Origin of the sequence: Pseudomonas sp. HMSC057H01, from assembly GCF_001836405.1 — a bacterium.
GTDB classification, from domain to species: domain Bacteria; phylum Pseudomonadota; class Gammaproteobacteria; order Pseudomonadales; family Pseudomonadaceae; genus Pseudomonas; species Pseudomonas aeruginosa.
The window spans coordinates 62,464-83,219 of sequence record NZ_KV828508.1; the positions used below are offsets into that span (position 1 = coordinate 62,464).

Here is a 20,756-nt window from a genome sequence, read left to right on the forward strand (position 1 = left end):
GTTCGCCTCAGGCCTTGAAGTTGTCGCACAGCGCCTGGGCTTCGGCCACGTCCAGGGTGCCTTCGTAGATCGCCCGGCCGGTGATGGCGCCGATGATCCCCGGGGTGCGGGCGTCCAGCAGCTTCTGGATGTCGCCGAGATTGTGGATGCCGCCGGAGGCGATCACCGGAATCCGCGTGGCATTGGCCAGCGCGGCGGTAGCCTCGACGTTGCAGCCCTGCATCATGCCGTCCTTGGAGATATCCGTGTAGACGATGGCGGACACCCCGTCGGCCTCGAAGCGACGGGCCAGGTCGATCACCTGGACTTCGCTGACCTCGGCCCAGCCGTCGGTGGCGACGAAACCGTCCTTGGCATCCAGGCCGACGATGACCTTGCCCGGGAAGGCGCGGCAGGCCTCGCCGACGAACTCAGGCTGCTTGACCGCCTTGGTGCCGATGATGACGTAGCTGACGCCGGCGCGAACGTAATGCTCGATGGTTTCCAGCGAGCGGATGCCGCCACCGATCTGGATCGGCAGGTCCGGGTAGCGACGGGCGATGGCGGTGACCACCTCGCCGTTGACCGGCTTGCCTTCGAAAGCGCCGTTCAGGTCCACCAGGTGCAAGCGGCGGCAACCGCCATCGACCCATTTGGCGGCCATCGCCACCGGATCGTCGGAGAAGACCGTGGCGTCTTCCATCAGGCCCTGGCGCAGACGCACGCAGGCGCCGTCTTTCAAGTCGATCGCGGGAATGATCAGCATCGGTGAACCCTGTTCAAGTCTGTATTCGGTGGGCAGGCGCGCGGAAACTCAACTCTTTTCCAGCGCCCAGACATCGCTCTCGATGCTTTCGAACCGTTCCTTCAGGTACGACTGCACGTCGAGGATGGCCTTGTTGTAGAAGTACGGGGCGAACTCGCGGGCGAAGAAATCGAGCAGTTCCTCGGCTTCGAAGGAGCCCAGCTCCAGTTCGAAGCGGTCCTCCATGAAGCGCTTGATCGCCAGTGCCGCGTCCTGGGTCTGCGCGGCGTCCAGCTGGAGGATCGGCGTCTTGCTCTTCGCCCTGGCCATGGCCTACCAGCGCCCGTCCCAGGCCACGAAGTTCTGCAGCAGTTGCAGGCCGTGGGTATGGCTCTTTTCCGGGTGGAACTGCACGGCGAAACGCGAGCCTTCGGCCAGCGCGGCGGCGAAATCGACGCCGTAGTGCCCGTGCCCCACCACCTGGCGCGGATTGCCGGCCTCGATGTAGTAGCTGTGCACGAAGTAGAAGCGCGCCTGGTCGGGAATCTCGTGCCACAGCGGGTGCTCCACCGCCTGGCTCACCTGGTTCCAGCCCATGTGCGGCACCTTCAGGTGCTCGCCGGCTTCGTGCAGGTCCTTGCCGAAGAAGCGCACCTGGCCGGGGAACAGACCGATGCAGTCGACCCCGTCGTTCTCCTCGCTGCGCTCCAGCAATGCCTGCATGCCGACGCAGATGCCGAGGAACGGGCGGTCCTGGCTGACCTCGCGGACCAGGGCGTCGAAGCCCAGGCGGCGGATCTCGGCCATGCAGTCGCGGATCGCGCCGACCCCGGGGAACACCACCCGGTCGGCCTCGCGGATCACTGCCGCGTCGCTGCTCACCAGCACCCGGCCGGCACCGACGTGCTCGAGGGCCTTGGCCACCGAGTGCAGGTTGCCCATGCCGTAGTCGATCACGGCTACCGTCTGCATCACAGGCACCCTTTGGTCGACGGCATCTGCCCGGCCATCCGCTCGTCCAGCTCGATAGCCATGCGCAGCGCGCGGCCGAAGGCCTTGAACACGGTCTCGATCTGGTGGTGGGTGTTGTGCCCGCGCAGGTTGTCGATGTGCAGGGTCACCTGGGCGTGGTTGACGAAGCCCTGGAAGAATTCCATGAACAGGTCGACGTCGAAGCCGCCGACGCTGGCACGGGTAAAGGGAACGTGCATCTGCAGGCCGGGCCGCCCGGAGAAGTCGATGACCACCCGCGACAGCGCCTCATCGAGGGGCACGTAGGCGTGGCCGTAGCGGCGGATGCCCTTCTTGTCGCCGATGGCCTTGGCGAAGGCCTGGCCGAGGGTGATGCCGATGTCCTCGACGGTGTGGTGATCGTCGATATGCAGGTCGCCCTTGCACTCGATGTCCAGGTCGATCAGGCCGTGGCGGGCGATCTGGTCCATCATGTGGTCGAGGAAGGGAACCCCGGTATCGAACCGGGCCTTGCCGGTCCCATCCAGGTCGATGGAGACCTTGATCTGGGTCTCCAGGGTGTCGCGCGCGACGGATGCCTTGCGTTCGGCCATCACCAGCTCCACAGCTAACACTGCACGTAATTATAAGAGGGCCAGCATTATAGGCAGGCCCGGGCTGGCGCTGCCAGCCGCGACCGTCGGCGCGAATCGCCCCACGGGCGGCGGGCCAGGCCTTACACTGCGCTCCTTTCATCCCGCCGCGGAGAGCCGCATGCCCGTGATCGTCGAAACCCTCGCCCAACCCAGCGCCCAGGATCGCCTGGACCTGGCGAAGATCTACGCCGACGCACCGGACTGGCTGTTCGCCCCGCATGCCGACGGCGCGGCGCTGGTCGCGGCCGGGCTGGCCGCCGGCGAGCTGATCGCCGGGCGCTTCAACGACCGCCTGCTGGGTGCCGCCCTGCTGCGGCGCGGCGGCGACGCCTGGCAGCTGTCGCACCTCTGCGTGCGCGGCATCACCCGCGGCCGCGGGGTCGGCCGACGCCTCCTCGACGAAGCCCGACGCCTGGCCGCCGAAGCCGGCAAGCCGCTGCGCCTGGTCGCCCCGGACGGGCACCTGGAATCCCGCGCCCTCGCCGCGCGCCACGGGCTGCCGCTGGACAGCCTCTGATATGCTCGGCGACGGTCCCCGCCACGGAGCTTCGCCATGTCCTTTTCCTCCGCCGAACGCGCCGCCCTGCTTGCCCTCAAGGGAGTCGGCCCGACCGTGCTGCAACGCCTGGAACAGATGGGCCTGGACAGTTTCGTCCGGCTGCGCGATTGCGATGCCGCAAGTATCCTCGCCCAAGGCGCGGTCCTGACCGGCTCCAGTTGCTGGAAGAACAGCCCGCAGGCGCGGGCAGCGATCGTCACCGTGCTGCAGCGCGCAGCCAGCGACGCATGAACGACGTCGACGTACTGGTAGTCGGCGCCGGCGCCCTCGGCCTGGCCTGCGCCGCGCGCCTGGCCGAAGCCGGCCACGGCGTACTGGTGGCGGAGCGCGAACGGCTGGTCGGTAGCCACACCTCCAGTCGCAATTCCGAAGTGATCCACGCCGGCCTCTACTACCCGCCCGGCTCGCTCAAGGCCGATCTCTGCCTGGAAGGCCGCGAACGCCTGTACGCCTGGTGCGCCCGCCACGGCGTCGGCCACCGGCGCATCGGCAAGCTGCTGGTGGCGGTGGAGGAAAACGAGCGCGAGAAGCTCCAGGCCCTGGCGGCCAACGCCCGCGCCTGCGGGGTCGACGACCTGATGCCGCTGGACGGCACCACGCTGCGCGCGCTGGAGCCCCAGGTCCGCGGGGTCGCCGCCCTGCTCTCGCCGAGCACGGGAATCATCGACAGCCACGCCTACCTGCAATCGCTGCAGGCCGTCGCCGAGCGCCACGGCGCACAACTGGCGCTGGACACCCGGGTCGACCGCCTGGAGCGCCACGCCGGCGGCTGGCGCGCCGAAGGACAGAGCGTCGGCGAAGCGTTCCGGTTGCGCGCGGGCTGGGTGGTCAATGCCGGCGGCCTGTTCGCCCAGGCGCTGGCGCAACGCACCGAAGGCCTCGATCCGCGCCTGGTGCCGGCGCTGCACCTGTGCCAGGGGCGCTATTTCTCCTACAGCGGCCGCTCGCCGTTCCGCCACCTGGTCTACCCGATGCCCGAGGCGCGCACCGCCGGGCTCGGCATCCACGCCACCCTCGACCTCGGTGGCCAGTTGCGCTTCGGTCCCGACGTGAATTACGTGGACAACCTCGACTACCGCGTCGACGAATCCCTCCGCCCCACCTTCGCCCAGGCCATCTCGCGCTACTTCCCCGGCATCGATCCTCGGCGCCTGGCCGCCGGCTACGCCGGCATCCGGCCCAAGCTCGGTGGGCCGGGGGAACCCGCCGCCGACTTCATCATCCAAACCCCTGCCGAACACGACCTGCCCGGCCTGGTCAACCTGTTCGGCATCGAGTCGCCCGGCCTCACCGCCAGCCTGGCGCTCGCCGAACGGGTCGCCCGCGCACTCTGAGACGAGGTTTCGCCGCGCGCAGGGTCGGCCTGGCAAAACGGCGTTGTTATACTCGCCCGCACATTCACCGCTGCCAGCACAAAGGATTCGTCCATGAAAGCATTCGGCAAGGTCCTGGGGCTGTTCTTCCTGGGACTCTTACTGCTCGTCGTGGCCCTGGGCTTCGCCCTGACCCACCTGTTCGATCCCAATGACTACAAGGACGAAATCCGCCAGATCGCCCGCGACAAGGCCAACCTGGAGCTGGACCTGAAGGGCGACATCGGCTGGAGCCTGTTCCCCTGGCTGGGCCTGGAGCTGCACGACACCAGCATCGCCAGTACCGCCACGCCGACCAAGCCGTTCGCCGACCTGCAGATGCTCGGCCTGTCGGTGCGGGTCCTGCCGCTGCTGCGCAAGGACGTGCAGATGAGCGCGATCCGCGTCGAAGGCCTGAGCCTGGACCTGGTCCGCGACAAGCAGGGCAAGGGCAACTGGGAAAACATCGGCAAGCCGGCCCAGCCCCAGGCCCCGTCCGCTCCTTCCGCCACCCCGCCGGCAGCGGACGGCAAGGGCGCCCAGGCGCAGGCACCCGAGCAGGCGCCGCAGAACGACAGCCCGCGCACCCCGATCAAGCTCGACATCGACAGCCTCAACGTCAACAACGCCCGCGTCACCTACACCGACGAAGCCAGCGGCAAGCAGTACAACGTCGAGGGCATCGAGCTGAGTACCGGCGCCATTCGCGAAGGCAGCAGCATTCCGCTGAAGCTCAACGCCTACCTCGGCACCAACCAGCCGGTGGTGCGGGTCAAGACCGAGCTGACCGGCAACCTGCGCTTCGACACCGCGCTCAGGCGCTACCAGTTGGAAGACGCCAGGCTCTCCGGCGAGGCCTCGGGCGAGCCGCTGCAAGGCAAGACCGCCACCTTCTCCGCCCAGGGCCAGTTGCTGCTCGACCAGTCGGCGCAGATCGCCGAGTGGAACGGTCTGAAGCTGAGCGTCAACCAGTTGCGCGCCCTCGGCGAACTGAAGGCCCGCGAGCTGGACAAGGACGCCAAGTTCAGCGGCGGCCTGTCGATCGCGCCGATGAACCTGCGCGAGTTCCTCGCCGGCATCGGTGTGACCCTGCCGGCCATGGCCGACGCCAACACCCTCGGCAAGTTCGAGCTGAACACCCGCCTGGCCGGCAGCCGCAACAGCCTGAATCTCGAAGACCTCAAGCTGGGCCTGGACGACACCGCCTTCAGCGGCCGCTTCGGCATCGCCGATTTCGCCAGGCAATCGCTGCGCGCCCAGCTCAAGGGCGACAAGCTCGACCTCGACCGCTACCTGCCGGCCAAGGCCAAGCAGGCCCAGGATGCCGCCAGCGCCACGCGCAAGGCGGAAGTCGACGCCACCGTGGCCAGTGCCGCCCAGGGCAACACGCCGCTACCGGAAAAACCGACCAGGCAGGCCTGGAGCGACGCGCCGTTGCTGCCCATGGCGACCCTGCGCAAGCTCGACCTGGACGTGGCGCTGAGCTTCGGTCGGCTGACCGTCGAGAAGCTGCCAATCGACGACGCCAGCCTGAAGCTGCGTGGCCAGGGCGGCGTGATCAGCCTCGACGACATGCGCGGCGGGCTGTACAACGGCCGCTTCAACGCCAAGGCCAACCTCGACGTACGCCAGGACAGCGCCGTGTTGACCGCCACCAAGCACATCGCCAACGTGCCGGTGGAGCGCCTGCTCGAAGCCCAGGGCAAGAAACCGCCGGTGAAGGGGCTGCTCGACCTCGACGCCGACATCCGCACCAGCGGCAACAGCGAGAAGTCCTGGATCGACCATCTCAACGGCAGCGCACGCTTCAGCCTGATCAACGGCGTGCTGCTCGACGCCAACCTGGAGCAACAGCTCTGCCAGGGCATCGCTACCCTCAACCGCAAGGCCCTTGCCGGTACCCACGGCGGCAAGGACACGCCTTTCCGCGAGCTCAAGGGCAGCCTGAACTTCACCAACGGCGTGGCCAGCAACCCTGACCTGAAGGTCGCCATCCCCGGCCTGGCGGTCAGCGGCCACGGCGATATCGACCTGCGCGTGCTGGGCATGGACTATCGCATCGGCGTGGAGATCCAGGGCGACAAGAGCGACATGCCGGACCCGGCCTGCCAGGTCAACCAGCGCTACGCCGGCATCGAATGGCCTCTGCTCTGCCGCGGCCCGCTGGAACTCGGCGCCAAGGCCTGCCGCCTGGACAAGGAAGGCCTGGGCAAGGTCGCCGCGAAACTGGCCGGCAATCGCCTCAACGAAAAACTCGAAGAGAAGCTCGGCGACAAGGTCAGTCCGGAGCTGAAAGACGCACTCAAAGGGCTGTTCAACCGCAAATGACACCTGAAGGCTTCAACGGCGCGGTCCTCGACTGGTACGACCGTCACGGTCGCAAGGACCTGCCCTGGCAGCAGGGCATCACCCCCTACCGGGTGTGGGTCTCGGAAATCATGCTGCAACAGACCCAGGTCAGCACCGTGCTCGGTTACTTCGACCGTTTCATGGCAGCGTTGCCCGACGTCGAGGCACTGGCCGCGGCGGCCGAGGACGAAGTCCTGCACCTGTGGACCGGGCTCGGCTACTACAGCCGTGCGCGCAACCTGCACAAGACCGCGCAGATCGTGGTCGAGCGGCATGCCGGGGAGTTCCCCCGCGACGTCGAGCAACTCGCCGAACTGCCCGGCATCGGCCGCTCCACCGCTGGAGCCATCGCCAGCCTGTCGATGGGCCTGCGCGCACCGATCCTCGACGGCAACGTCAAGCGCGTACTGGCGCGCTACCTGGCGCAGGACGGCTATCCCGGCGAACCGAAGGTGGCCAGGGCGCTGTGGGAAGCCGCCGAGCGCTTCACCCCGCACGCACGGGTCAACCACTACACCCAGGCGATGATGGACCTCGGCGCCACCCTCTGCACGCGCAGCAAGCCCAGTTGCCTGCTTTGCCCGCTGGTCTCCGGCTGCCGCGCGCACCTGCTCGGCCGCGAAGCCGATTATCCGCAGCCCAAGCCGCGCAAGGCGTTGCCGCAGAAGCGCACGCTGATGCCGATCCTGGCCAACCGCGACGGCGCCATACTGCTCTACCGGCGGCCTTCCAGCGGACTCTGGGGCGGGCTCTGGAGCCTCCCCGAACTGGACGACCTCGACGGCCTCGAACCGCTCGCCGCGCGCCATTCCCTGGCCCTCGGCGAGCGCCGCGAACTGAGCGGCCTGACCCATACCTTCAGTCATTTCCAGCTCGCCATCGAGCCCTGGCTGGTGGCGGTGGAAGGCGCTCCGCGCGCCGTGGCCGAGGGCGACTGGCTCTGGTATAACCTCGCCACCCCGCCGCGCCTGGGCCTCGCCGCTCCGGTGAAGAAGCTGCTCAAGCGCGCAGAACAGGAACTCGGACGCGGCACGACCGCGTGAATGCCGGGCCCACGGGCCCGGCGGCAACTGCAGGAGAACGACCATGAGCCGCACCGTGATGTGCCGCAAGTACCACGAAGAGCTGCCCGGCCTCGACCGTCCGCCGTATCCTGGCGCGAAGGGCGAGGACATCTACAACAACGTGTCGCGCAAGGCCTGGGACGAGTGGCAGAAGCACCAGACCATGCTGATCAACGAGCGTCGCCTGAACATGATGAACGCCGAGGACCGCAAGTTCCTCCAGCAGGAGATGGACAAGTTCCTCTCCGGCGAGGACTACGCCAAGGCCGACGGCTACGTGCCGCCATCCGCCTGAGCCCCACCCCGCCCGACGGAGGCCGCCATGACCCCATCCCTCTCTGGCCTGCCTCCGATCCGCACCGCGCTGATCGGCTACGGCTTCGCCGGCAAGACCTTCCACGCCCCGCTGATCCGCGCGGTACCGGCGTTGTGCCTGGAGCACGTGGTCTCCCGCGACCCTGTGCGGGTGCACGCCGACCTGCCCGAAGCCCGGGTCAGCGCCGATCCGGATGAGGCCATCGAGGCCGCCGACATCGACCTGGTGGTCATCGCCTCGCCCAATGCCACCCACGCCAGCCTCGCCGAACGGGCCTTGCGCGCCGGCAAGCACGTGGTGGTGGACAAGCCGTTCACCGTCACCCTGGCCGAAGCCCGGCGCCTCGCCGACCTCGCCCGCGAACGGCCTGGCCAGGTCCTCTCGGTGTTCCAGAACCGGCGCTTCGACAGCGACTTCCTCGCCGTGGAGGCCGCCCTGCAGGCCGGCAGCATCGGCCCGGTGCGCTACTTCGAGTCGGCCATCGAGCGCTTCCGTCCGCAGGTCCGCGACCGCTGGCGCGAACACGACCTGCCCGGCTCCGGGCTGTGGTTCGACCTCGGCCCGCACCTGCTCGACCAGGCACTGTGCCTGTTCGGCATACCGCAGCGTATGCACGGACACCTGCGCCGGCTGCGCGAGGGCGCGCTGACCGACGACTGGTTCGAGGTCCTGCTCGACTATCCGCACTGCCAGGTGGCGCTGCGCGCCAGCATGCTCGCTGCCAATCCGGCGCCACGCTTCAATGTGCACGGCGACCACGGCAGCCTGCTAAAGGCCGGCGCCGACATCCAGGAAGCGCAACTGCTCCAGGGACTGCACCCCGGTTCCGCCGGCTGGGGCCGCGATCCCGACCTGTTGCAGCATATCGACGGCCAGGGCCTGCGCCAGTCGCTGGTCACCCCGGCTGGCGACCAGAGCCGCTACTACCAGGCGCTAGCCGCCGCCATCCGCGGTCAGTCGCGCAACCCGGTGTCGGCGCAACAGGCCTGCGCGCTGATGGCCCTGCTGGAGTTGGCACGACGCTCCGCCGAGGAAGGCCGGAGCCTGCCGGTGGAGCTGCGCGACGAGGAACGCCAGGCCTGGAACTGAGGCCCGGCAGTCCGGCGGAAACCGCGAGGGGATCGTAAGGCGTTAAAAAACAAAAAAAATTTCTTCGCCGGTGTTGACACTGCCGCGCTAAACCCGTTTAATTGCGCCCCGTTGCCCAGGTAGCTCAGTTGGTAGAGCAGGGGATTGAAAATCCCCGTGTCGGCGGTTCGATTCCGTCCCTGGGCACCATGAATACGACGAAAAGGCTCACCTCCGGGTGGGCCTTTTTGCTTTCCGCCGTTCGCCTAGACGTGCTGCCCGCCGTTGACGTGGATTTCCGCGCCATTCACGTAGGATGCGCCGCTGGTGCAGAGGAAGTAGATCAGCGAAGCGATCTCCTCCGGCCGGCCGAGGCGGTGCAGCGGGATGCTGCGCTCGACGATCTCCTCGGTGCCCGGCGACAGGATCGCGGTGTCGATCTCCCCCGGCGCGATGGCGTTCACCCGCACCCCATGCGGGCCGAAGTCGTGGGCCATCTCGCGGGTCAGCGCGGACAACGCCGCCTTGGAAGTGGCGTAGGCCACCCCGGCGAACGGATGCACCTTCGAGCCGGCGATGGAGGTCACGTTTATCACCGTTCCCTGCGCCGCCTTCAGCTCGGCGAACAGGCCGCGCGCCAGCAGCGCGGTGGAGAACAGGTTGACGTTGAACACCCGCAGCCAGGTGGCGTAGTCGGTTTCCAGCACACCGAGGCGCGCGCCGTCTTCGCCCTTGGGCGAGATGCCGGCATTGTCCACCAGTGCGTGGAGCCGACCGTCGCCGAGCTTCTCGCGGATCAGTTCCAGGCTGCCCTCGACGCCGGGAATGTCCTCCAGGTCCAGGTGGATGTGGTTTTCCTCGCCGTCCGCCCAGGGACATTCGCTGGCCCAGCTCTGCCGCGACGCGGTGAACACCCGCCAACCCGCGGCATTGAAGTACTTCACCGTGGCATGCCCGATACCGCGGCTCGCCCCGGTCAGCAACAGGGTCTTTCTCTCCGCCATACGCCCTCCGTGAAGGCCTGCTGGAATGAACGCGACTCGCACAGCCTACAAGGAATGACGAATCGCCGCGGCGGATCTTTCGCCCATCCCGGCGAACGGCCGAGCGTGAGCCAGGCAGTGCCGATAGACTAGGCGGACCTTGTCCGGACCCCCGATCGATGCTGAAGAAAAGCTTCAACTCCCTGCTCACCACCTGGCTCGCCGGCCTGCTGGTGATGCTGCCGCTGGTACTCACCGTAGCCTTGCTGGCCTGGGTGGTCAGCTTGCTGAACCGCTTCGTCGGTCCATCCAGCCTGATCGGTCGCGGCTTCGCCGCCATCGGCCAGCCGCTCGCCGGCGATTCGCCACTGGCCTACCTGCTCGGTACCGCGCTACTGCTGGTCGCCATCTACCTGCTTGGCCTCGGCGTACAGCTAGGCCTGAAGCGGCCGCTGGCCAACCTGTTCGACCTGACCCTGCGGCGTACCCCGCTGATCGGCAACCTGTACAACCTGGCCGACCGTTTCGTCGGCCTGCTGGACAAGAAGCAGGACGCCGACATCGCCGCGATGAGTCCGGTTTGGTGTTTCTTCGGCGGCGACGGCGCCGCCGTGCTGGCGCTGATGCCCAACCCCGAAGCGGTGGAACTGGATGGCCGCGCGCACTACGCGATCCTGGTGCCGACCGCGCCGATCCCGGTGGGCGGCGGCCTGCTCTACGTTCCGGTGGAATGGGTGAAACCGGCACAGATCGGCATGGACACCTTCACCAGCATCTATGTGTCGATGGGCATCACCCCACCACCGCCGCTGGCCGCCGCCAAGGGGCTGGCGGAGCCGCGCGCGGAGCAGCCGCCGGCGGCTCCATAGGCGGTCCCGCGTGCCCGGGAACGGGGCGCGCACCGACCTCCAGGCTCTGCTTCAGGTCAGGGTTCGCCAGGAGTTTTCTTCGAAAGCCGACAGTTTTGTTCCTACGCGACAGCGCACTGCAGCGATGCGACAAGATGCCGCCAACCCCGCTCCAGAGGCACGCCGCCTGCTTGGCTCCGGTTGAAGCGCTGTGCTAGCTTGCCTTCGCCAGGAAGGCCCTTCCAATCCGAATAACAAGAGGAAAATCCATGGCCGAGGCCACCCCCGCACTGGAAATCCGTAACCTGCACAAGCGCTACGGCGACCTCGAAGTGCTCAAGGGCATCTCCCTCACCGCCCGCGACGGCGACGTGATCTCCATCCTCGGATCGTCCGGCTCGGGCAAATCCACCTTCCTGCGCTGCATCAACCTGCTGGAGAACCCGCACCAGGGCCAGATCCTGGTCTCCGGCGAAGAGCTGCGCCTGAAGAAGAGCAAGAACGGCGACCTGGTCGCCGCCGACAGCCAGCAGATCAACCGGCTGCGCAGCGAACTCGGTTTCGTCTTCCAGAATTTCAACCTGTGGCCGCACATGAGCATCCTCGACAACGTGATCGAGGCGCCGCGTCGCGTACTGGGCAAGAGCAAGGCCGAAGCGATCGAGATCGCCGAGGGCCTGCTGGCCAAGGTCGGCATCGCCGACAAGCGCCACAGCTATCCCGCGCAACTTTCCGGCGGCCAGCAGCAGCGCGCGGCCATCGCCCGGACCCTGGCCATGCAACCCAAGGTGATCCTGTTCGACGAGCCCACCTCGGCGCTCGACCCGGAAATGGTACAGGAAGTGCTTAACGTGATCCGTGCGCTCGCCGAAGAGGGCCGGACCATGCTGCTGGTCACCCACGAAATGAGCTTCGCCCGCCAGGTTTCCAGCGAGGTGGTATTCCTCCACCAGGGCCTGGTAGAAGAGCAGGGAACGCCGCAACAGGTTTTCGAAAACCCCCAGTCGGCGCGCTGCAAACAGTTCATGTCCAGCCACCGCTAACGGAGCAACACCGCATGAAGAACTATAAGAAGATCCTGCTGGCCGCCGCTGCAACCCTGGCCTTCGCCCTCGACGCCAGCGCCGCCGACAAGCTGCGCATCGGCACCGAAGGCGCCTACCCGCCCTTCAACGGCATCGATGCCAGCGGCCAGGCGGTCGGCTTCGACCTCGACATCGGCAAGGCGCTGTGCGCCAAGATGAAGACCGAGTGCGAGGTGGTGACCTCCGACTGGGACGGCATCATCCCGGCGTTGAACGCCAAGAAGTTCGACTTCATCGTCGCGTCCATGTCGATCACCGACGAGCGCAAGCAGGCGGTCGACTTCACCGATCCCTACTACACCAACAAGCTGCAGTTCGTCGCGCCGAAGAGCGTCGACTTCAAGACCGACAAGGACTCCCTGAAGGGCAAGGTGATCGGCGCCCAGCGCGCCACCATCGCCGGCACCTGGCTGGAAGACAACATGGCCGACGTGGTCACCATCAAGCTCTACGACACCCAGGAGAACGCCTACCTCGACCTCTCCTCGGGGCGCCTGGACGGCGTGCTGGCCGACAAGTTCGTGCAGTACGACTGGCTGAAGAGCGACGCCGGCAAGGAGTTCGAGTTCAAGGGCGAACCGGTGTTCGACAACGACAAGATCGGTATCGCCGTGCGCAAGGGCGACCCGCTGCGCGAGAAGCTCAACGCCGCGCTGAAGGAAATCGTCGCCGACGGTACCTACAAGAAGATCAACGACAAGTACTTCCCCTTCAGCATCTATTGATGCCAAGCCAGGCCACCGCCGGGCGCGTCCCGGCGGTGGCCGCCTTCAGGCCTGACTTCTCATGATTCTCGACCTGCATGGGTTCGGCGAGCAACTGCTCGCCGGTACCTGGATGACCCTCAAGCTGTCGCTGGCGGCGGTCTGCGTGGGGCTGTTGCTCGGCCTCCTCGGCGCCATCGCGAAGACTTCGAAGTACGCGGCCCTGCGCTTCCTCGGCGGCACCTACACCACCATCGTCCGTGGCGTGCCGGAAACGCTCTGGGTACTGATGATCTATTTCGGCACGGTGAGCGGCCTGAACGCCCTCGGCGACCTTTTCGGCAAGCCGGACCTGGCACTCTCGCCGTTCGCCGCCGGCACCCTGGCCCTCGGCCTGTGCTTCGGCGCCTACGCCACCGAGGTGTTCCGCGGCGCGCTGTTGTCCATTCCGCGCGGCCATCGCGAGGCCGGCCAGGCGCTCGGCCTGTCGCCCGGACGGATCTTCTGGCGCATCGTCCTGCCGCAGATCTGGCGGGTCGCCCTGCCCGGCCTCGGCAACCTGTACCTGATCCTGCTGAAGGACACCGCGCTGGTGTCGCTGATCACCCTCGACGAGATCATGCGCAAGGCGCAGGTCGCCTCCAACGCGACCAAGGAACCCTTCACCTTCTACATGACCGCGGCCGCCATCTACCTGAGCCTCACGGTCGTCATCATGGTCGCCCTGCACTTCCTCGAACGTCGCGCCGGCCGTGGTTTCGTGAGGAACGAGCTATGAGCGAGTGGGAGCTGATCCTCAAGTGGATGCCGAAGATGCTCCAGGGCGCGGCGCTGACCCTGGAGCTGCTGGCGATCGCGGTGGTCGCCGGGCTCGCCCTGGCCCTGCCGCTGGGCATCGCCCGCGCCTCGCGGCACTGGTACGTGCGCGCGGTGCCGTACGCCTACATCTTCTTCTTCCGCGGCACGCCGCTGCTGCTGCAACTGTTCATCGTCTACTACGGCCTGGCGCAGTTCGAGGAAGTGCGCAAGAGCGCCTTCTGGCCCTACCTGCGCGATCCGTACTGGTGCGCGCTGCTGACCATGACCCTGCACACCGCCGCCTATATCGCCGAGATCCTCCGCGGCGCGATCCACTCGGTGCCGGTCGGCGAGGTGGAGGCCGCCCGCGCCCTCGGCATGTCGCGGCGCCAGGCGCTCTGGCACATCATCCTGCCGCGCGCGGTGCGCATCGGCCTGCCGGCCTACAGCAACGAAGTGATCCTGATGCTCAAGGCCAGCGCGGTGGTCTACACCGTGACCCTGTTCGACATCATGGGCATGGCCCGGACCATCATCGCCCGCACCTACGAATCGATGCTGTTCTTCTGCCTGGCCGGCGCGCTGTACCTGGTGATCACCATCGTGCTGACGCGGATCTTCCGCCTGATCGAACGCTGGTTGCGGGTCGACGCTACCCAGGGCCGCTGAGCGGGTGCTTTCCGATGCCTGCGGGGCGGCTATAATCGCCGCCCCGTTTTCCCGCTGCCGCTCGCATCGTGTCCGAAACCTTCCCGTTCCTCACTGGCGACGCCCTGTCGCAGCGCTTCCTCGCGCTGGACGCGTTCCTCCTCGAACACCAGCGGCTCTGGCGACCCCGCCCGTTCAGCGAACCGACCCTGGCGTGGGAAGCCGAACACGCCGAGCTGGCGTCCTGGCTGCGCGGGCGCAGCCTCGAACAGGCCGACGCGGAGCACAACCAGCCCACCCGCCTGGCCGCGCCCGCGCCTTATCCGCAGCTCGCCGCCCAGGCCGCAGCGCTGGGCGCGGTCGGCGAACTGCCATTGGCGGAACGCCCGCAGGCACCGAACCGCTTCAATGTCGACGTACCGGGACGCAAGTGGCAGCAGATCGGCCTGTTCGCCGGGCGCCTGCAGTTCGCCCGGCCGGTCGTCCACTGGCTCGACTGGTGCTCCGGCAAGGGCCATCTGGGCCGCCTGCTGGCCCATGCGGGGCAACCGCTGACCTGCCTCGAACACGATCCCGCGCTGGTCGCCGACGGACAGCGCCTGAGCGACCGCCTGGGACTCTCCGCCCACCACCTCCGCCAGGATGTGCTGGCCGCGGACTGCGCCGAGCGCCTGCTTCCCGGGCATACGCCGGTGGCCCTGCACGCTTGCGGCGAACTGCACCTGCGCCTGCTGCGCCTGGCCAGCCAGGCCGGCTGTCGCCAACTGGCGGTGGCGCCATGCTGCTACAACCGCATTCCGGGGCCTTTCTACCAGCCACTCTCGCAAGCAGCAGGCCGATCGCTGCTCGCGCTATCGCTTGACGACCTGCGCCTGCCCCTGAGCGAGACAGTCACCGCCAGCCAACGGGTCCGTCGCCAGCGCGACCAGTCGATGGCCCGGCGCCTGGGTTTCGACCTGCTGCAGCGCGAGCTACGCGGAATCGACCAGTACCTCAGCGTGCCTTCCCTTCCGGTGGCCTGGCTGGAACGTCCATACGCCGACTACTGTCGCGAACTCGCCGCCCTCAAGGGACTTCCCGAACCGGCCGCGCGCGACTGGCAGGCGCTGGAAGCGGCCGGCTGGAAGCGCCTGGCGATGGTTCGCAACCTGGAACTGGTGCGCGCCCTGTTCCGCCGCCCGCTGGAACTCTGGCTGCTGCTGGACCGCTGCCTGTATCTGGTCGAACAGGGCTATAGCGTCCGCCTGGGCGAGTTCTGTCCGACCTCCCTGTCTCCGCGAAACCTGCTGATCCTTGCGGAGCGCAGCTGATACGGGTGTTCCGGATGGTTGCCCACACAACCTGTGGATAAGTCTGGTGACAAGTTCTGGGAAACATCTGCCGAGGGGCCCGTATCCAGGGGCGGTCAATGCTGTTCAAAAAATGAACAGAAAAAATAAAATCCATATAAAACAATATCTTGTTAACAACCGAAATAACCGCAGCGACTCTTAGAGCGTTTCCTTCCTATCCCTTGCCCACTTGTGCATAAGCCTGGCTTTCCGGTTAATCCGAAAGTGGACTTCAGCACCGACAATAGTTGCAAAACGGCATCGTATGACGTTCGAAGGAACGGATTGTTCTTTTATTGCAACGGTTGACCTCTTGTTAATCGCTGCCTAGGCAGTATTATTTTGAAACACTTTCCCTGCCTAGACAGCGATCCCCTCCACCATGGGTCACTACAGCGCCTCCGACTTTCCCTTCAAGGGCTCCATTGGCCAGCTCATCGGCGTCAGTGCCGCGACCAAGGACCGCATCCTCGAGAAGCACCTCGCCGCGCTGGACATAACCGCCGCCCAGTTCAAGGTGCTGATCTTCGTCGGTCTCAACCGTGCCAACAGTCCGGTCGAACTGTGTCGCGAGCTGTCGGTGGACAGCGGCTCGATGACTCGCATGCTGGCGCGCCTGGAGAAAAAAGGGCTGCTGCTGCGCGGCCGCTGTCCCGAAGACCGCCGTTGCCTGCGCCTGGATCTCAGCGAAGCGGGACGGAAGGTCCAGGAGCAGCTTCCGCTGATCGCCTCGGCGGCGATGAACGAGCTGGTCGCCTGCCTGAGCACGGAAGAATTGCAGACGCTGACCCATCTGCTGACCAAGGTTCTGCTACACGCCGGCTGCCCTAGGGCCAGCCTGCAGGAGTCCTGATCCATGCCGTTCCCTCTTCTCCATCCCTGGCCGCAGCGATTGGTGCTGGCCTCGGCGATACTGCTGGCCGCCGGCTGCGTCACTTCCGAAGGCCTGGAACCGAACGCCCGACTGCAACCGGCAGGCGCCCTCCAGGCGGGCAGGAGCCTGGACGGCGTAGCCCTTTCACCAGCGGCCTGGCCGCGCCAGGACTGGTGGACCGGGCTCGGCGACCGGCAGCTCGACCAACTGATCGGCGAAGCCCTGCAAGGCACCCCCGACCTGCAGATCGCCGAGGCGCGTGCGCGCCAGGCGGCGGCAACGGCCCAGGCGCAAGATGCCGCGCGCCAGCCGACGCTGGACGCCAAGGCCAGCTACTCCGGCATCCGCGCGCCGACCAGCGTGGCCCCGGCACCGCTCGGCGGCCGCTATTCGGCGATCAAGTACCTGTCGCTCGGCTTCAACTACGACTTCGACCTCTGGGGCGGCGAGCGCGCCGCCTGGGAAGCCGCCCTCGGCCAGGCCAATGCCGCCCGGATCGACAGCCAGGCCGCGCGCATCGGCCTCTCGGCAAGCATCGCCCGCGCCTACAGCGACCTCGCCCATGCCTTTACCGTGCGCGATCTCGCCGAGGAAGAACTGAAGCGCTCGCAGCGCATGACCGAGCTGAGCCAGAAGCGCATGAGCGCCGGGCTCGACAGCAAGGTCCAGCTGCAACAGACGCAGACCCAGCTGGCTACCGCCCGCCAGCAGCTCAGCGCCGCCGAGCAGGACATCGCCAGCGCCCGCATCGCCCTCGCCGTGCTGCTGGGCAAGGGGCCCGATCGCGGTCTCGAACTGCAGCGCCCGCAACCGCTGAACCCGGCCAGCCTGAGCCTGCCCTCGGTGCTCCCGGCGGAACTGCTCGGCCGCCGCGCCGACATCGTTGCCGCGCGCTGGCGGGTCGAGGCGGCGCGCCGCAACATCGACTCGGCGAAGACCGAGTTCTATCCCAACCTCAATCTCGGCGCGATGGCCGGCCTCGCCGCCCTGCACACCAGCGACGTGTTGCAGGCGCCGAGCCGCTTCTTCCAGGTGGCGCCGGCGATCTCCCTGCCGATCTTCGACGGTGGCCGCCGCCGCGCCAACCTGGCCGAACGCGACGCCGACTACGACCTGGCCGTCGGCCAGTACAACAAGACGCTGGTCCAGGCCCTCGGCGAGGTCAGCGACGACCTCGGCAAGTTGCGCTCCCTGGAGCAGCAGGTGATCGACCAGCGCCAGGCCCGCAATATCGCCAGGTCCAACTTCGACCTGGCCATGCGTCGCTACGGCGAAGGCGTCGGCAGCTACCTCGACGCCCTCAGCGTGCAACAGCAACTGCTGGTCGCCGAACGCCAGCTGGCCAGCCTGGAGAGCCAGCAGATCGATCTTTCCGTCCAGCTGGTCCAGGCCCTGGGCGGCGGTTTCCAACCCGATTCCCGCTCCGCTGCGCTCGCTACCGCGAAAGCGCCGGCAGAATGAACGAGGCACCCACCATGACTACCGCCAACAGCGAAACCCCCGCCGGCAACCCGAAGCGCAAGCGCTGGTTGCTGATCCTGCTCGCCGTGATCGTCCTCGCCACCCTGGCCAGCGTGGCCTGGGAGTTCTTCTACGGCCGCTGGCACGAGGACACCGACGACGCCTACATCAACGGCAACGTGGTACAGATCACCCCGCAGATCGTCGGCACCGTGGTCAGCATCGGCGCCGACGACGGCGACCTGGTGCGCAAGGGCCAGGAACTGGTCAGGTTCGATCCCAGCGACGCCGACATCGCCCTCCAGCGCGCCGAGGCCAACCTGGCCCACACCGTGCGCCAGGTACGCGGGCTGTTCAGCAACGTCGACGGCTATCGCGCCGAGGTCGCCACCCGCAAGGTCGCGCTGGCCAAGGCCGAGGCCGACTACAAGCGGCGCAAGAACCTCGCCGACGACGGCGCCATTTCCCAGGAGGAACTGGCCCACGCCCGCGACGCGCTGGACAGCGCGAAAGCCTCGCTGACCAGCTCGGAACAGCAGTTGAACACCAATCGAGCGCTGGTCGACGACACCCAGATCACCTCCCATCCGGACGTCAAGGCCGCCGCCGCGCAACTGCGCCAGGCCTACCTGGACGACGCCCGTTCGACCATCGTCGCGCCGGTCACCGGCTACGTCGCCAAGCGCAGCGTACAGGTCGGCCAGCGCGTGCAACCGGGCAATGCGCTGATGGCCGTGGTCCCGCTGGACCAGATCTGGATCGACGCCAACTTCAAGGAAACCCAGCTCAAGCACATGCGTATCGGCCAGCCGGTGGAGATCCGCTCCGACCTCTACGGCAGCGACGTGCGCTACAGCGGCACCGTCGACAGCCTCGGCGTGGGCACCGGCAGCGCGTTCTCCCTGCTGCCGGCGCAGAACGCCACCGGCAACTGGATCAAGATCGTCCAGCGGGTGCCGGTGCGCATCCATATCGATCCGCAAGAATTGCAGAAGCATCCGCTGCGCATCGGCCTGTCGATGGACGTCAAGGTCGACCTGCACGACCAGAGCGGCCCGGCCCTGGCCCTGCAGCCACCGCGCGAAGCGCTGTTCTCCACCGATGTCTACCAGCAGCAACTGGCCTCGGCCGACAAGCTGATCGAACGCCTGATCGAAGCCAACCTCGCCGAAGACCACGGCAAGACCGCCCAGCGTTGAGCCCGCCAGCATGAGCGAAAGCAGCAGCTTCTCCCCGCCCAGCCTGGTGATGGCGACCATCGGCCTGTCCCTGGCGACTTTCATGCAGGTGCTCGATACCACCATCGCCAACGTCGCCCTGCCGACCATCTCCGGTAACCTCGGGGTGAGTTCGGAACAGGGCACCTGGGTGATCACCTCGTTCGCCGTGAGCAACGCCATCGCCCTGCCGCTGACCGGCTGGCTGGCCCGGCGGGTCGGCGAGGTGCGCCTGTTCATCGCCGCCGCGCTGCTGTTCGTACTCGCCTCGTTCCTCTGCGGCATCGCCCAGTCGATGCCTTCTCTGGTCGGCTTCCGCGCCTTGCAGGGCTTCGTCGCCGGGCCGCTGTATCCGATCACCCAGACCCTGCTGATCTCCATCTACCCACCGGCGAAGCGCGGCATGGCCCTGGCCCTGCTGGCGATGGTCACGGTGGTGGCGCCGATCGCCGGGCCGATCCTCGGCGGCTGGATCACCGACGACTACAGCTGGCCGTGGATCTTCTTCATCAACGTGCCGGTCGGCCTGTTCGCCGCTTTCGTCGTCTACCAGCAACTGAAGGCACGCCCGGTGGTGATCAAGAAGGCGCCGATGGACTACGTCGGCCTGATCGCCCTGGTGATCGGCGTCGGCGCCCTGCAGATCGTCCTCGACAAGGGCAACGACCTGGACTGGTTCGAGTCGAACTTCATCGTCGGCGGCGCGCTGATCGCGGCGATCGCCCTGGCCTTCTTCATCATCTGGGAATTCACCGACCGCCATCCGATCGTCAACCTGCGCCTGTTCGCCCACCGCAACTTCGCCGCCGGCACCCTGGCGCTGGTGCTGGGCTATGCCGCATTCTTCGGCATCAACCTGCTGCTCCCGCAATGGCTACAGACCCAGATGGGCTACACCGCCACCTGGGCCGGGCTGGCCGCCGCGCCAATCGGCATCCTCCCGGTGTTCCTCTCGCCGCTGGTCGGCCGCTACGCCAACCATTTCGACCTGCGCATACTCGCCGGCCTGTCGTTCCTGGCGATGGCCATCACCTGCTTCATGCGCGCCAACTTCACCACCGAGGTCGACTACCAGCACATCGCCATCGTGCAGTTGATCATGGGGCTCGGCGTGGCGTTCTTCTTCATGCCGATCCTGAGCATCCTGCTCTCCGACCTGCCCCCCGACCAGATCGCCGACGGCTCCGGACTGGCCACCTTCCTGCGCACCCTCGGCGGCAGCTTCGCCGCCTCGCTGACCACCTGGATCTGGAACCGCCGCGCCACCCAGCACCACGCCTACCTCAGCGAAAACATCAGCCTCTACGACCCGGCCACCCACGAAACCCTCGCCCAGCTCGGCGGCAACACCCAGGCGAACGCGGCGCTGCTCGACCGGATGGTGCAGAGCCAGGCCTACATGATGTCCACCATCGACTACTTCACCATGCTCGGCTGGCTGTTCCTCGCCCTGCTGGTGATCATCTGGCTGGCCCGCCCGCCGTTCGGCGCCAAGCCCGGCGCGGCCGCCTCCGGGCACTGAGGACGAACGGCATTCGGGCAGGAAAATCAGTGGTTTACTCCTGGCGGCGGCTGGCTATAATGTCGCCCTCTTCGCCGGTATAGCTCAGCTGGTAGAGCAACTGACTTGTAATCAGTAGGTCCCGGGTTCGACTCCTGGTGCCGGCACCACGAATCCCCGAAAAGCCCCGCCTCGCGCGGGGCTTTTTGTTTTATCCTGCTTCCTTTCTACCCAGTGATGGCACTTCGAATAGAATGCCGGGTCAGA

The 20,756-nt window shown here is 67.0% G+C and carries 22 protein-coding genes and 2 tRNA genes; 19 read left to right on the forward strand and 5 right to left on the reverse strand.

Features of this window, described 5'->3' with window-relative positions; translation table 11 throughout:
• Positions 1-7 precede the first annotated feature (7 nt).
• From hisA to hisB, 4 genes are read right to left on the reverse strand one after another with little or no spacing between them, the layout of a single operon-like run.
• Positions 8-745: a 1-(5-phosphoribosyl)-5-[(5-phosphoribosylamino)methylideneamino]imidazole-4-carboxamide isomerase gene (gene hisA, locus HMPREF2581_RS22220; RefSeq protein WP_003106336.1), complete on the reverse strand. Its 738-nt coding sequence runs from the start codon at positions 743-745 to the stop codon at positions 8-10.
• 48 nt (positions 746-793) lie between these two features.
• The gene (locus tag HMPREF2581_RS22225) at positions 794-1,054 is read right to left on the reverse strand and encodes a DUF2164 domain-containing protein (protein WP_003111635.1); all 261 of its coding nucleotides are present in this window, start codon (positions 1,052-1,054) and stop codon (positions 794-796) included.
• A 3-nt stretch (positions 1,055-1,057) separates the two neighbouring features.
• Positions 1,058-1,696, reverse strand: a complete 639-nt coding sequence (hisH, locus tag HMPREF2581_RS22230) for an imidazole glycerol phosphate synthase subunit HisH (RefSeq protein ID WP_003096087.1) — start codon at positions 1,694-1,696, stop codon at positions 1,058-1,060.
• Positions 1,696-2,289 carry an imidazoleglycerol-phosphate dehydratase HisB gene (hisB, locus tag HMPREF2581_RS22235; protein WP_003096088.1) on the reverse strand — a complete coding sequence of 198 codons (594 nt, stop codon included), beginning with the start codon at positions 2,287-2,289 and terminating at the stop codon, positions 1,696-1,698. The genes hisH and hisB overlap by 1 nt, the downstream gene beginning before the upstream one ends.
• A gap of 160 nt (positions 2,290-2,449) precedes the next feature.
• On the opposite strand from hisB, the gene HMPREF2581_RS22240 reads away from it, so the two are divergent.
• The 8 genes from HMPREF2581_RS22240 to HMPREF2581_RS22275 all read left to right on the forward strand — a co-directional run bounded on the left by HMPREF2581_RS22240 (position 2,450) and on the right by HMPREF2581_RS22275 (position 9,249).
• On the forward strand, positions 2,450-2,848 hold the full coding sequence (locus HMPREF2581_RS22240) for an acetyl-CoA sensor PanZ family protein (RefSeq protein WP_003135903.1): 399 nt from the start codon (positions 2,450-2,452) through the stop codon (positions 2,846-2,848).
• A gap of 36 nt (positions 2,849-2,884) precedes the next feature.
• The gene (locus HMPREF2581_RS22245; RefSeq protein ID WP_011666785.1) at positions 2,885-3,121 is read left to right on the forward strand and encodes a hypothetical protein; all 237 of its coding nucleotides are present in this window, start codon (positions 2,885-2,887) and stop codon (positions 3,119-3,121) included.
• Complete coding sequence (locus tag HMPREF2581_RS22250) at positions 3,118-4,224, forward strand: NAD(P)/FAD-dependent oxidoreductase (protein WP_003141878.1); 1,107 nt, start codon at positions 3,118-3,120, stop codon at positions 4,222-4,224. The genes HMPREF2581_RS22245 and HMPREF2581_RS22250 overlap by 4 nt, the downstream gene beginning before the upstream one ends.
• Before the next feature lie 93 nt (positions 4,225-4,317).
• Positions 4,318-6,570: an AsmA family protein gene (locus HMPREF2581_RS22255; protein WP_003141879.1), complete on the forward strand. Its 2,253-nt coding sequence runs from the start codon at positions 4,318-4,320 to the stop codon at positions 6,568-6,570.
• Entirely contained in the window at positions 6,567-7,634 is a 1,068-nt protein-coding gene (mutY, locus tag HMPREF2581_RS22260) for an A/G-specific adenine glycosylase (RefSeq protein WP_003096098.1), read from the forward strand. Before HMPREF2581_RS22255 ends, mutY begins: the two co-directional genes overlap by 4 nt.
• Before the next feature lie 43 nt (positions 7,635-7,677).
• Positions 7,678-7,950 carry an oxidative damage protection protein gene (locus HMPREF2581_RS22265; RefSeq protein WP_003096100.1) on the forward strand — a complete coding sequence of 91 codons (273 nt, stop codon included), beginning with the start codon at positions 7,678-7,680 and terminating at the stop codon, positions 7,948-7,950.
• A 27-nt stretch (positions 7,951-7,977) separates the two neighbouring features.
• On the forward strand, positions 7,978-9,060 hold the full coding sequence (locus tag HMPREF2581_RS22270) for an oxidoreductase (protein ID WP_003141881.1): 1,083 nt from the start codon (positions 7,978-7,980) through the stop codon (positions 9,058-9,060).
• Between the two features lie 113 nt (positions 9,061-9,173).
• A tRNA-Phe gene (locus HMPREF2581_RS22275) sits at positions 9,174-9,249 on the forward strand.
• 56 nt (positions 9,250-9,305) lie between these two features.
• Here HMPREF2581_RS22275 and HMPREF2581_RS22280 read toward each other — a convergent pair.
• Complete coding sequence (locus tag HMPREF2581_RS22280; protein ID WP_003141882.1) at positions 9,306-10,043, reverse strand: SDR family NAD(P)-dependent oxidoreductase; 738 nt, start codon at positions 10,041-10,043, stop codon at positions 9,306-9,308.
• A gap of 158 nt (positions 10,044-10,201) precedes the next feature.
• Between HMPREF2581_RS22280 and HMPREF2581_RS22285 the strand changes: the two genes are divergently transcribed.
• The 11 genes from HMPREF2581_RS22285 (at position 10,202) to HMPREF2581_RS22335 (ending at position 20,659) form a co-directional block, all read left to right on the forward strand.
• Entirely contained in the window at positions 10,202-10,891 is a 690-nt protein-coding gene (locus tag HMPREF2581_RS22285) for a DUF502 domain-containing protein (protein ID WP_003141884.1), read from the forward strand.
• A gap of 248 nt (positions 10,892-11,139) precedes the next feature.
• Positions 11,140-11,913 carry an ABC transporter ATP-binding protein gene (locus tag HMPREF2581_RS22290; protein ID WP_003096153.1) on the forward strand — a complete coding sequence of 258 codons (774 nt, stop codon included), beginning with the start codon at positions 11,140-11,142 and terminating at the stop codon, positions 11,911-11,913.
• 14 nt (positions 11,914-11,927) lie between these two features.
• Positions 11,928-12,680 (forward strand): ABC transporter substrate-binding protein, encoded by a 753-nt coding sequence (locus tag HMPREF2581_RS22295; protein ID WP_003096156.1) that lies wholly within the window; start codon positions 11,928-11,930, stop codon positions 12,678-12,680.
• 61 nt (positions 12,681-12,741) lie between these two features.
• Entirely contained in the window at positions 12,742-13,437 is a 696-nt protein-coding gene (locus HMPREF2581_RS22300; protein ID WP_003105543.1) for an ABC transporter permease, read from the forward strand.
• Positions 13,434-14,126 (forward strand): ABC transporter permease, encoded by a 693-nt coding sequence (locus HMPREF2581_RS22305; RefSeq protein WP_003096163.1) that lies wholly within the window; start codon positions 13,434-13,436, stop codon positions 14,124-14,126. The genes HMPREF2581_RS22300 and HMPREF2581_RS22305 overlap by 4 nt, the downstream gene beginning before the upstream one ends.
• A gap of 68 nt (positions 14,127-14,194) precedes the next feature.
• On the forward strand, positions 14,195-15,415 hold the full coding sequence (locus HMPREF2581_RS22310; RefSeq protein WP_010792271.1) for a methyltransferase: 1,221 nt from the start codon (positions 14,195-14,197) through the stop codon (positions 15,413-15,415).
• A gap of 403 nt (positions 15,416-15,818) precedes the next feature.
• Positions 15,819-16,289: a MarR family winged helix-turn-helix transcriptional regulator gene (locus tag HMPREF2581_RS22315; protein ID WP_003110596.1), complete on the forward strand. Its 471-nt coding sequence runs from the start codon at positions 15,819-15,821 to the stop codon at positions 16,287-16,289.
• Positions 16,290-16,292: 3 nt separating this feature from the next.
• Positions 16,293-17,771: an efflux transporter outer membrane subunit gene (locus HMPREF2581_RS22320; RefSeq protein ID WP_003141885.1), complete on the forward strand. Its 1,479-nt coding sequence runs from the start codon at positions 16,293-16,295 to the stop codon at positions 17,769-17,771.
• Positions 17,772-17,785: 14 nt separating this feature from the next.
• Complete coding sequence (locus tag HMPREF2581_RS22325; protein ID WP_003135919.1) at positions 17,786-18,970, forward strand: HlyD/EmrA/EmrK family protein; 1,185 nt, start codon at positions 17,786-17,788, stop codon at positions 18,968-18,970.
• 10 nt (positions 18,971-18,980) lie between these two features.
• Positions 18,981-20,510, forward strand: a complete 1,530-nt coding sequence (locus HMPREF2581_RS22330; RefSeq protein WP_003141886.1) for a DHA2 family efflux MFS transporter permease subunit — start codon at positions 18,981-18,983, stop codon at positions 20,508-20,510.
• A gap of 73 nt (positions 20,511-20,583) precedes the next feature.
• Positions 20,584-20,659: transfer RNA gene (locus HMPREF2581_RS22335), tRNA-Thr, on the forward strand.
• The last annotated feature ends 97 nt before the right edge of the window (positions 20,660-20,756 follow it).